This window comes from Clostridium sp. AF29-8BH, from assembly GCF_003478145.1.
In the GTDB taxonomy this organism is placed as follows: domain Bacteria; phylum Bacillota; class Clostridia; order Lachnospirales; family Lachnospiraceae; genus Otoolea; species Otoolea fessa.
This window is the reverse complement of the sequence record NZ_QUEL01000002.1, coordinates 56,714-68,439: the sequence shown is the minus strand read 5'-3', so window position 1 is coordinate 68,439 and position 11,726 is coordinate 56,714. Positions and strand designations below refer to the sequence as shown.

Here is an 11,726-nt window from a genome sequence, read left to right as displayed (position 1 = left end):
GCACATTCTTTTCAAAAGGAGGACTACTATGGATGCGATTATTTACACCACCAACACTGGAAGTACCGAGCAGTATGCCAAGCTGCTGGCACAGAAAACTGGACTTCCGACATATTCCCTTGCAGAAGCGAAGAAACGGGACTTTGTCGGAGCTGAAGCTATCTATCTTGGCTGGATCATGGCCGGTTCGGTTAAGGCTATGCCGAGGCTGCGAAGAACTATCGGGTGTGCGCCGTCTGCGGCGTCGGTATGGGACAAACCGGAACACAGACAGAAAGCGTGCGGAAAAAGTCAGCGATTCCAGCCAACATTCCGCTGTTCACACTCCAAGGAAATTTTGATATCAAAAAGCTCCACGGCATTTACCGCCCAATGATGAAAATTATGGTCAAAACGGCGGGCAAGAGTCTTGCAAAAAGAAAGACCGCACGCCGGAGGAGAACGATATGCTGGATATGATGCTTCACAGTGGCGAGCGGGTCAAGGCGGAAAATCTAAGTGCTGTTCTCGACTGGTACAGCACGCAGCAATAAGAATACGAGGAGGGAATGATAATGATGTGTCCGAAATGCGGAAAAGAAATGAGAAAAGGCTATCTGTTCAGCAGCAAGGACGGTGCGTTAAGTTTTGCAAGCGAAGTGCCGAAAATCGTGACGATGGAAATTGCGAGGATCATTCTCTAAAGGGAAAAGGCGGCGTATTTTGACGGCAAAAATACAGTATCGGCGTTTGCAATGCAGCACCATGCTGAACTGGCGTCATGCCCGGTGGCGAGCATTGGTTCCATACTGGGGAACAGATGCAGTTTCTGAATCATTGGATCAGAGAATGTAGCTTGAAAAATATCTGCTGATCATACAAAATTTTTGATAAGAGAGAAGGAGAAAAGTTATGTCAGAAAAGAATATTATCATTCGTTTGGAAACGAAAGACGATTATAGAGCTGTCGAAAACCTGACCCGCGAGTCATTCTGGAATGTTTATCGACCCGGCTGTATGGAGCACTATGTGCTGCACTGTTATCGGGTTGACCCGGCATTTGTGCCGGAGCTGGACTTCGTGATGGAGCTGAACGGCGAGCTGATCGGGCAGGTCATCTATGTGCGGTCGGAGATCGACTGTGACGATGGGCGAACCCTACCGATCATGACCTTCGGTCCCATCAGCATAGCACCCGCATACAAGCGGCAAGGCTATGGAAAGCAGCTGCTCGACTATTCCATGGAAAAAGCGAAGAAAATGGGTGCGGGTGCGCTTGCCATTACCGGCAATATTGACTTTTACGGCAAGTCGGGCTTTGTTCCGGCCAAAACCAAGGGTGTGCGCTATGCCGACGATCCGGAGGCAGATTACTTCCTCATCAAGGAGCTGACGCCCAGCTTTTTAGACGGCATCTCCGGCACATACAAAGATCCCGATGGATATTTTATCTGTGAGAAAGACCCGGAAGGGTTTGAACAGTTTGAAGCCACTTTCCCGGCAAAAGAAAAGCAGAAGCTGCCGGGACAGCTGTTTTGAGCAGGAAAAATAGGTGGTGTAAAAATCATGGCATCCAGTAAAGAGTACTGATGGATTGCTATGGTGATGCTCCCTTGGAAAACGTCGGCTATGCTGTCATCGACCTGGACGGTGATGGGATTGAGGAACTGGTGATCGGTACAACGGAACGCTTTACAGACGAATTTTATGGAAAGTTGATTCTCGCGCTGTACACACGGGATGGAGAAGACACGAAGCACACAGTGTTTCAAAGCATTGCCCGTGACCGTTATTACTACGCCGGAGAGAATAAATTTGCCAATCTCGGTTCCAGTGGCGCAGACGACAGTGTGGACATCACAGTGCAGTATGCAGGTGGTACTCTGACCGATATAGGAATTGTCACAGATCCCGCCGATTATGTCCAGATGGAGCTAACACCCATGAGGGAGTGGATACAGACGATTGGTTTGCCGGGTTGCCCGGATGTCTGATAAGGGAAAAGATGAACAGGCTCCATTTGCAGAAAAACTTTCGTTGGTGGATGAGGCTTATTAAAAACTGTTGACCGGCGAAGCGGAGACACTGCTTTCTTCAGCCGTTATCAATGATACAGAGCGGTTTTGGGCAAATTCTCTGGTAGAGCCAATAGAGGCTATAACTTCCGGTTAGTAGACCAAAAACAGAAAGAATCTCTCAAAGCAAGGATTTTTCTTAATGAAAGCAGTCACGAAATTTTTGCGCGTGTCTCTTGACAAGTAACCATTCGGTAACTATAATAGAGTTACCGAATGGTTACTTTGATAAACGAGATAATTATGGCAGGGGGTACAAAGAAACGGATGAACTATATTCGGATCACCAAAGACAATATTGACAAGGAACATATCTGCTGCGCCATGTCCGGTAAGCAGAGTGTTGCAAAAAAGGAATGGCTGCGGCAGCGCTTTGAGGATGGACTTGTTTTCTATCGCAGCGAAGAACGCGGCAAATGCTTTATCGAATACATTCCAGCTGAAAACGCCTGGGTGCCGATTGCGGCAGATGGTTATCTTTACATTAACTGCTTATGGGTATCCGGCTCCATGAAGGGACACGGATACTCGAATGATCTGCTGGAGGCATGTATCTGTGATGCCAGGGCGCAGGGAAAGAAAGGTATTTGCATTCTGTGCGCGGAGGGCCGAAAGCGGGAATTCCTCGCTGACCCGAAATTCCTTACTTATAAGGGTTTCCGTGTGGCAGACATATCCGACTGCGGGATCAATCTTATGTATCTTTCCATTGAATCGGGGGCACAACCGCCGTATTTCAAGGAATGTGCGAAACATCCGGTGATTGAAGAAGCAGGTTTTGTTCTTTATTACACCGATCAATGCCCATATACCTATTATTGGGTACCAAAGGTGCAGGAGGCGGCAAAGGAACATGGTATCCCGTTCAATGCCATCCACATCACTGACAAAGAATCAGCACAGAATGTACCTGCACCGGTCACAACTTATGCACTGTTTCGGGACGGTCAGTTTCTGACACAGAGTATCCAGTCAGATAAAAAATTCCTGGCGCTGGCAGGTTTACAAAATTGATTTTACTCCGCTATTTTTGAGTCGCAACATAATGTTATCAAATGAAATGGAGAAAAAACGAATGAAAAATATATTGATTATTTCAAGCTTGCCAATGTGACGTGTCTTTGACCTGCGCACAATAAAGCTATCGCGCGATTCACAAGGAGTGAGTATAAAGCCCTGCAAAAGTGCTTTCGGATTTAAAAAAAGGGATTCTGATACTGACAGAAAGGAAAAACATGGAGAAAAAATTGCAAAATCCAACCTCTAACAAAAATGAAACACCCGCACCGCAGGGAGGCAAATGGCCGGACGAGACGATCATTCGCTATATCATCCGTGCTTTTTTGCTGCTTATTGTATTCGCATGGGCGCTGGTAAACCTTGACGCTGTTTTGTGTTTTCTCGGCAAGGTGCTTGCACTGTTCACTCCGTTTCTGATCGGCGGCGCGATTGCTTTTTTGATCAACGTAGTTCTTCGACCAATGGAATGCTGCTGGAACAAGGCGTGCCGCAAAGCTCCTGCAAAGCTGACTCGCCCCGTGTGCCTGACAGCAAGCACCGTGCTTATCCTTGGAATTCTATTTGCTGTGGTATTTATGATGCTCCCCAGCTTGCGGGAATCCGGCGATGAGTTTATCCAAAACATTCCGATCTATGTGGAGAAAATCGGGCAGTGGTGGGCTGACGTTGTCCAGTTTGCTGCAAAATATAACATTGTCCTGCCCGAATATGTCATAGACTCTGACCTGTTGATTGAGAAGGTCACCGCCTTGATCAGTGACGAGAAAAGCGGGATTCTCACCGTGACATGGGGCGCGGCAACCTCTGTCCTGTCGGTTTTTGTAGATGTTCTCTTGGGGCTTGTTTTTGCACTTTATTTGCTTGCGAAGAAGGAGGTCGTCGCGGCACATTTGAAAAAACTCATTGAGACAGTCCTTCCGAAAAAGACGGCGCAGCGGCTTCTTAGTATTGCCGCGCTGACCAATCAGACCTTCACAAATTTTGTCAGCGGCCAGCTTACCGAAGCGGTTATCATCGGTGTTCTGTGCTTCTTTGGAATGCTGATTCTTGGGATTCCGTATTCTGGTGCTGTCTCCACGTTTGTGGCCGTCACTGCGCTGATGCCGATTTTTGGCGCATGGATTGGCGGCGGCTTTGGTGCGTTTTTGATTCTGCTGGCAGAACCTGGCAAGGCTCTGTGGTTCATTCTCTTTCTGATCGTTTTGCAGCAGGTGGAGGGCAATCTGATTTATCCCAAGGTGGTCGGCAAGTCCGTCGGACTTCCTGGACTGCTTGTGCTGATGGCTGTTACGATTGGCGGCGAAGCATTCGGCATCTTAGGGATGCTGTTCAGCGTTCCCGTATGCGCCGTGCTGTTCAGCCTTTATCTGGAGTTCATGAAGAAAGCAAGTACCCTTTAAGTTGTGGTCTATTCAACAAAGACCACGGCAATTATCGAGCATATTATTTACGATGAGATGGATGACCATTACAGCGCAGAGCCGGAATATCCCTGGAATGACTGGAAAGCTGTGCTGAGGCGCAACGACAATAATAAATGGTATGGTGTGGTTCTGAAAGTATCTGCTGATAAGTTGGGGGCGTCGGAAGCAGCCGGCATTGATCTAGGGCTGCCGTTCGAGGAAAAACGAAGGGTTTTCGAGGGAGGCAAGTCAAATGGAAGACGTCGACTTGAATTATTCATTAGTTCTTGATAAGTAACCATTCGGTAATCATAGCGTAGTTATCGAATGGTTACTTTAATGAAGAAAATAATTATGGCAGAAGGCACAAAGAAACGGATTTTGAGAACAGCACTGGAACTGTTTGCGCATACGTGCCCAGTAAAGGATAGAGTTGTATCTTAACCTGAGTATAGTTATAATACAATTATGACAGCTGCTTTCCCAGGATTATCAATGACGGAAATGATGTATGACGATGATAGGCAGCAGGGAATTTCCTGGGTATAAAAAAGCTTGCGAAGCTAATGAGAAGGGATGACATCATGGGACATTTTTATTTTGTAAGACACGGACAGACTGTGTGGAATGTGGAGAATAAAATCTGCGGAGCAACAGACAGTCCGTTGACGGAGCATGGACGGCAGCAGGCGGCTGAAACCGGGAAAAATATTGTAGAAAGCGGAATCAAGGCAGATGAAATTCTCTATTCACCCCTTAGCCGTGCAGCAGATACAGCAAAAATTATTTCTGAAATGAGCGGGATTCCCTGCAGGGAAGAACCAAGACTCATAGAGCAGAACTTTGGAAAATGGGAGTCTACGCCGAGAGACGGCAAAGGGTTTAAGACGGCGAAAGAGTCATTTGCCTGCCGATATGAAGGGGGAGAATCCATGCTGCAGCTTGCACAGCGTATCTATAATCTGCTGGATGAGATAAAACAGGAGTCTGACCATAAGACATACATTCTGGTGGCACACAATGGAATTTCAAGGATGATTCAGTCGTATTTTACGGATATGACCAATGAAGAATTTGCATCCTTTGGTGTAAAAAACTGCCAGGTGGTGCGGTATGACTTCTAATCTGGAGCGAGGTGGGCAGTAAAGCTTACCGGGAAGCAGCGGGAGAGTAAAAATCACGTAACTGTGAAGGTACTGAACAGTTACAAAATCACAAACTTAAGGAGGAGAGATGAATTCAAATAAAAAGGATGATGCGAGCTACCTGCAGACGGTTGGCCGTGCCCTAACTATTTTAGAAATGTTCAGACAGCAGAATACACTGTCTCTGCCGTCGATTGCCAAGGAGCTGGGGGTGGGAAAAACCATCGCCTATCGATTGGTACATACTTTGACCGAAGAGGGATTCTTAACACAGGATCCTTTTACGAAACAGTACTCTTTGGGAGAGCAGGCGCTGGTATTGGGATTTTGTGCGGTGCATAGGCTGGATGTTAAACGAATTGCTCACGATTTTCTTTGGAAGTTCCATGAGCGCACCAAGATCAGCACATATCTTACGATTCCGTGTGGGAATCAGAGTTTGTGTGTGGATCGTGTGGTTTCAGATAGTACTGGGCGTTTGAGTTCAGTGTTTGTGGGGGGAGTATATCCGTTGTTTCGTGGGGCAAGCAATCGAGTATTACTGGCATTTGCTTCGTCCCAATTTCAAAGCAACTATCTCAATAGCTTAGAGTTGGCAGAAGAGGAGAAAGCTCAGCTGAAGGAGGATTTGAAAGACGCTCGAGCTCGTGGATATGATATTACTCATAACAGGCTGACAGAGGGACTGTTTGCCGTCGGATTTCCTATCTATAACTCAGCTAACCAGCTAGTGGCTGGTCTGAGTGTAGGGGGAGTAGATGATTCGGAACGACCAGACGTTGTGGAGAAATATATCCAGCAGGGGCGTCAACTGGCTGTTGAGATCAATAATCAAATGGGCTCAAACTATTACAGTAGAATATCTGATTGATTTGTTGCAGATGCAAATATAGGCAATAATATAAGGAATCAGGACAAAAGAAATGGTCTTTTGTCCTGATTCTCTTTTTGTCGCAAAAAAGTATGGATATAAAACTAATTTATGAGAATTTGATGTAGTATATTGACAAAACTCTGATAAAATGCTAATATAACAACATAATTCCTATGTGAGTAACTGTATTCCTATAATAGGAATCTCGGACAAATGAACGATAGAAAGGAGCGTGAAAATCATGAAATACAAAGGTGCTGCAATTCAATATGACTGCCATTTTATGGACAAAGAGAAAAATTTGGCTGATCTGACAAACTTGGTGCGTCAGGCGGCCGAGCAGGGGGCGAAGCTCATTGTCCTGCCAGAAATGTGTGCGACTGGATACTATTTTGATAGCATGGAACAGGCGGCCGAGATGGCAGAGCCCATAGCAAATGGGCAAACGGTACGATTATTGGAGAATTTAGCAAAGGAGTTAGATTGCTATTTAGTTGCAGGACTTCCTGAGTCGGATGGAGAGAAATTGTACAATTCAGCTGTTCTTATAGGACCAGAGGGGCTGATTGGCCGACATCGAAAAATGCACCATTATGTTCCTGATAGTACATGGGCTAAAACGGGAGATGAACCGGTAAAGGTGTTTAATACTCCTATTGGAAATATAGGCATACAGATTTGTATGGATCTAAGCTATCCGGAAGGACCTAGGTTAAGCAGGCTTATGGGAGCACAGGTTTTGTGTTCGCCTATGAACTGGAACGAGTCCTCTATCCCATCAGATATCTGGCTGACACGTGCTAAGGAAAACGGTATGTATGTGATTGCTTCTAATCGGCACGGAAATGAAAAAGGATTCGATTTCTGCGGCGGAAGCGGGATTATTGATCCAGAGGGCAGAGTAGTGGCATGTCAGCCTCATGGGGATGGAATTGCTATAGCTGAGATTGATTTAGAGATGAAACCGGATCGAAGCGATATTCCTTTACGCCGCCCGAAACTCTACCGTGAACTTCAGTTACAGCGTTATCCATGGTATCAGAGTCAGTATTACCAAGCATATGCTACGGAGCCATTGCTTGAGGGAAAGCAATTTTCTACGGCGGTATGCAGCATAAAGCCAGAGAATCGGGAAGAAGGGTTTATGGCTGTAAAGCAGGCTATCAGTCAAGCTGGGAAGCAAGGAGAGCGCTTGCTGGTTCTGCCTGAACTGGTGCTTGGAGGTGTGCCTGATGACTTGCAGCAAGCACAGTGCATGGCCATTCGAGAGGATGATCCTGTGTGGAAAGAGCTATCTTCTCTAGTCATGGAGAATCATGTGGATGTGATTCTGGGCTTTGTATTAGAAGAAAACGGGAAGCTATGGAATGCAGCAGCATGCTTGTGCGAAGATGGTTCTCGACATTACTATCGGAAGAGTCATCTGACTGAGAGGGAAGCACAGTGGGCGGAAGCAGGAGACCGTGCCGGACTGGTCCTTGATCGCCCTTATGGCAGAATCGGTGTACTGTTAGGCAACGAAATTTTTATTACGGAAGTGCCTCGATTGCTGGCCAATGGCGGATGCGATATTTTAGCTGTTCCAGCGGTGGAAAATCCGTCGTGCCCTCCTGGTATTCCAGAGGTTCAACAGGAGGTGGAACATTATCATCTTGCTAGGGTAAGGGCTAATGAAAATAGTACATACGCAGCCTTTGCGGCTCAAAAAGGAGTGAGCGGCATATTTGGTCCAGATATGTTCCTAGTACCGCGGAATGAGGTGGTGCTCAACGAGAGCGGATTTGCAGATATGACAATGGATACTCGATTTATATTCTCAGATGAAAGTGGATGTCCAGTGATAAACCTGTTCGAGAAAAGCCAATGCTTGGGACCAGACATACTACATGGTATGACAAGTTGATAGAAGAAACGGATTGTGTGCTTTAAAAGAAGGGAGAGCCATATGAGTGATAAAAAACAAGATGTGAATGCTGTGACAACTGAGTCTAACGTGGAAGATCAGGATTATATTTATACTCCGGTTCCTCAGAATAAGCGGTACGGATGGATTAAGATGTTTTTCGTCTGGTTATGTTGGAATGTAGTAGTAGGAGACTTGGCTACAGGTACGGCGTTGGGATCCAGCATGAAGTTTCGGGATGCTCTCATTGCCCTGTCAATCGGTGATATTATATTAGTGGTGGTCATGATTATGACTGTGTATATCGGTTCAAAAACCGGATTGGCAGCAATGTCATTGATTCGGTTTACCGTAGGTCGGGTAGGAACTTATATTTTCTCGGCGATTATCTGTGTGACCTCCGTGGGTTGGTTTGCCACCCAGTTGGGCTTCTTTGGGCAGATTTGGTCTCAGTATCTTCCGATAAGTGTACCGATTCTGGCAGTGCTGGGCGGAATTATGATGGCGTCTACAGCAATTAAGGGATTTAAGGGAATGGAGAAGTTAAGCACATTTGCAGCGATTCCGTTGCTTCTGTTTATTGTTTTGGCACTGGTTAACTGTGTAAGATTGATTGGCGTAGATTCTTTGTTCTCTTATAGCCTACGGGAAGTCAGATTGGCACCATGGCTACTGGCGTTACCACAGTTATTGGCAGCTGGGCAGCCGGAATGGCTACTGTTCCCGACTGCGGCCGATTTGCAAAGACGGATATCATAAAGATCTCTATCGTTTGGATCGCTGGTCTTTTCTTTGGTCATTTTCTGCTTCCAATTGCTGGTATTGCAGCTGCTCTGCATCTGGAAACATGGGATTTCGGAGTAGTATCTGATTACATCGGCGTATTGGCCACTGGTTCAGGAATCATTGGTGCTGTGCTTATTACTTTAGCTGCATGGACAACTAACCAGCAGAACCTGTACTCCGCATCCAATGCGACATGCAACATTATCGAAGTGAAGAAAAAGAGCACTGTTACCATTGTTCTGGGCGCGATCGGAATTGCTTTAGGTTTCTGTGGTGTGGTGGACTACTTTGTGCCGTATATGACATGGCTTGGTATTGTAATCCCGCCAATGGCTGCAGTTATGGTGGCTGATTATTTGGTACTGCCTTTGTTTGGAGTAAAACATAATTATAATTATAATGACATTTCGTACGAAAACCTTCCACTTATCAATGGCCTTCCGTTCTGGCTTGGGGATGGTGGTGTAGCAGTTGCTATTTTCTCTCCGGGCATTCAGGCTATTAATGGTATGGCAGCTACGGTTGTGCTGCATGTGGTGTTTAATCTGGTGGCAAATAAGAAGAATTAAGGTGGAAGCATCTTGAGGTAGAATATAGAAAGGAAGAAAGTTATGGAACATATTGGAATGAAATTGACAGAAGAACATGTCCGTTGGGCGGCTCTTGGTGGCTCTATTCTTGGCGGCGGTGGAGGCGGTTCGGCAAAGACCGGAGCTGAGTTCGGAGATCTGGCTGTGCGGTTCAGCCAGCTGGAATTAACCCCGTTGGATCAGATTGATCCGGAAACCGTGGTTGTCACAGCCTCTATGGTAGGAGCTCCTGCCGCACAGGAGAAGTTTGTCTCCCCGGCAGATATGATGCGCTGCGTGGAGCTCTTTACTCAAAGCACGGGTATTCGTCCAGGAGGTATCGTTACTAATGAGAATGGAGGCGGTTCTACGTTCAATGGCTGGCTAGAGGCATCCATGCTGGGAATCCCTCTGATAGACGCTCCTTGCAACGGCCGTGCTCATCCTACGGGAGTGATGGGAAGCCTGAATCTTCATCGTGATCCCAATTATATTACTACCATGACCTGTGTGGGCGGACGAAAGGAATTGGGCCGACACGTGGAATGTACAGTTACAGGTTCTATTGATCATTGTTCTAAACTGGTGCGGGCAGCTGCTGTGGAGGCTGGAGGTCTTGTGGCTGTAATCCGGAACCCGGTGAAGGCTTCGTTCCTGCAAAAAAACAGCGCTGTGGGGGGCTTGTCACTGGCGATTGAGACGGGACGCCGTTATTCACAGGGATTAGAAAAGTCGGTAGAAAATGGTGTGCAGGAGGTTTGTGAATTTTTAGGCGGTGAGATATTGGCTCACGGTCCGGTAGAGGAGTATCAGCTGCGCAGTGAAGGCGGCTTTGATGTAGGAATCGTTAAGATTGGTGGATATGAGATGTCTTTCTGGAATGAGTACATGACGGTGGATGGACCAGATGGACAGCGCAAAGGCACATTCCCTGATCTGATTATGACATTTGACAGCCAGACTGGACGGCCAACGCCTACATCTGACTTGAAGCAGGGCCAAGAAGTTTATCTCATTCATGTGGGTTATCAGCATCTAAAGTTGGCGGCTCCCATGTTTGACAAGGACTTATTGGCGGGCGTAGAGAAGATCATCAACCGTCCTATTGTGGATTGTGTGTCATTCTGATAAGGAGATAAGGGAATCTATGCGAAAGACCCCGCCGCCAAAATACTGGCAGCGGGGCCTTTATAGATAGGACGTAACGGTTCAGTAGGTTTGTGCATTTATTGCGCGTGACTGTGAAGGTACTGAACAGTTACGATAGGACAAGTATAAGATGGAGGAAATTAAGATGGTGAAGATGAAAGTTGGAGCAATAACCATTGGGCAGTCACCCAGGACGGATGTGGTTCAAGAATTGCTTCCGCTGATGGGTGAGCAGGTGGAACTAATTCAGGCAGGTGCATTAGATGGGCTCACTCGGGAGGATATCCAGGCATTTGCACCAGGACCAGAGGATTATACTTTAATCTCGCGACTTCGGGACGGAAGTTCGGTTATGTTTGCCGAACGACATATTCTGCCCCAGCTGCAGCAGTGTATCGATCGGTTGGAAGAGCAGGGCGTAAATTTGATTCTGTTTTTGTGCACGGGAGATTTTCCGGCTATGTTTCATTCGAAAGTGCCATTGATTTTTCCGTGCAAGGTGCTTAATGGGCTTGTGCCAGCCTTGTCTAATCGAGGAAAGATCGCTGTAGTGGTTCCAACACCGCAGCACGTGGATCAGACAGAGAAAAAGTGGAATCAGTATGTAAAGGAGAGTATTATTATTCCGGCTTCTCCCTACGGTAGCCAGGATGATTTGGATGCGGCGGCTAGAGCTGCAGCGAAAATGGATGTGGATCTGGTGGTAATGGACTGCATTGGCTATAATATCGGAATGAAAGAACGATTTCAGAAATTGTCTGGAAAACGGGTAATTTTATCCCGGACACTTGCAGTTCGGGTTATGATGGAGCTGTTGTCATAA

14 protein-coding genes are annotated in these 11,726 nt (G+C 46.6%); all 14 read left to right on the top strand.

All coding sequences use genetic code 11. The features are described from left to right. Positions 1–28: 28 nt before the first annotated feature. Positions 29–376, top strand: coding sequence for a hypothetical protein (locus DWZ16_RS01835; RefSeq protein WP_243021888.1), 348 nt, complete (start codon positions 29–31; stop codon positions 374–376). 178 nt (positions 377–554) lie between these two features. Then, complete coding sequence (locus tag DWZ16_RS15770; RefSeq protein WP_243021887.1) at positions 555–683, top strand: PF20097 family protein; 129 nt, start codon at positions 555–557, stop codon at positions 681–683. A 208-nt stretch (positions 684–891) separates the two neighbouring features. Next, a complete protein-coding gene (locus DWZ16_RS01830; RefSeq protein ID WP_118522200.1) occupies positions 892–1,518 on the top strand; it encodes a GNAT family N-acetyltransferase in 627 nt (208 codons plus the stop codon). Positions 1,519–1,568: 50 nt separating this feature from the next. Continuing rightward, a complete protein-coding gene (locus tag DWZ16_RS01825; protein WP_118522199.1) occupies positions 1,569–1,973 on the top strand; it encodes a hypothetical protein in 405 nt (134 codons plus the stop codon). 348 nt (positions 1,974–2,321) lie between these two features. After that, positions 2,322–3,068, top strand: coding sequence for a YoaP domain-containing protein (locus tag DWZ16_RS01820; RefSeq protein ID WP_118522198.1), 747 nt, complete (start codon positions 2,322–2,324; stop codon positions 3,066–3,068). A 221-nt stretch (positions 3,069–3,289) separates the two neighbouring features. Then, positions 3,290–4,474, top strand: a complete 1,185-nt coding sequence (locus DWZ16_RS01815; protein ID WP_147353397.1) for an AI-2E family transporter — start codon at positions 3,290–3,292, stop codon at positions 4,472–4,474. A 3-nt stretch (positions 4,475–4,477) separates the two neighbouring features. Continuing rightward, complete coding sequence (locus DWZ16_RS15765; protein WP_243021886.1) at positions 4,478–4,768, top strand: hypothetical protein; 291 nt, start codon at positions 4,478–4,480, stop codon at positions 4,766–4,768. A gap of 293 nt (positions 4,769–5,061) precedes the next feature. Next, positions 5,062–5,601 carry a histidine phosphatase family protein gene (locus DWZ16_RS01805; protein ID WP_118522196.1) on the top strand — a complete coding sequence of 180 codons (540 nt, stop codon included), beginning with the start codon at positions 5,062–5,064 and terminating at the stop codon, positions 5,599–5,601. 109 nt (positions 5,602–5,710) lie between these two features. Continuing rightward, positions 5,711–6,493, top strand: a complete 783-nt coding sequence (locus DWZ16_RS01800) for an IclR family transcriptional regulator (protein ID WP_118522195.1) — start codon at positions 5,711–5,713, stop codon at positions 6,491–6,493. A 244-nt stretch (positions 6,494–6,737) separates the two neighbouring features. After that, on the top strand, positions 6,738–8,399 hold the full coding sequence (locus DWZ16_RS01795) for a nitrilase-related carbon-nitrogen hydrolase (RefSeq protein ID WP_118522194.1): 1,662 nt from the start codon (positions 6,738–6,740) through the stop codon (positions 8,397–8,399). A gap of 42 nt (positions 8,400–8,441) precedes the next feature. After that, positions 8,442–9,158 (top strand): cytosine permease, encoded by a 717-nt coding sequence (locus tag DWZ16_RS16445; RefSeq protein WP_118522193.1) that lies wholly within the window; start codon positions 8,442–8,444, stop codon positions 9,156–9,158. Further along, on the top strand, positions 9,110–9,754 hold the full coding sequence (locus tag DWZ16_RS16440; protein WP_412694267.1) for a hypothetical protein: 645 nt from the start codon (positions 9,110–9,112) through the stop codon (positions 9,752–9,754). Before DWZ16_RS16445 ends, DWZ16_RS16440 begins: the two co-directional genes overlap by 49 nt. Before the next feature lie 42 nt (positions 9,755–9,796). Beyond that, positions 9,797–10,882, top strand: a complete 1,086-nt coding sequence (locus tag DWZ16_RS01780) for a DUF917 domain-containing protein (RefSeq protein ID WP_118469235.1) — start codon at positions 9,797–9,799, stop codon at positions 10,880–10,882. Positions 10,883–11,048: 166 nt separating this feature from the next. Beyond that, positions 11,049–11,726, top strand: coding sequence for an AroM family protein (locus DWZ16_RS01775; protein WP_243021885.1), 678 nt, complete (start codon positions 11,049–11,051; stop codon positions 11,724–11,726).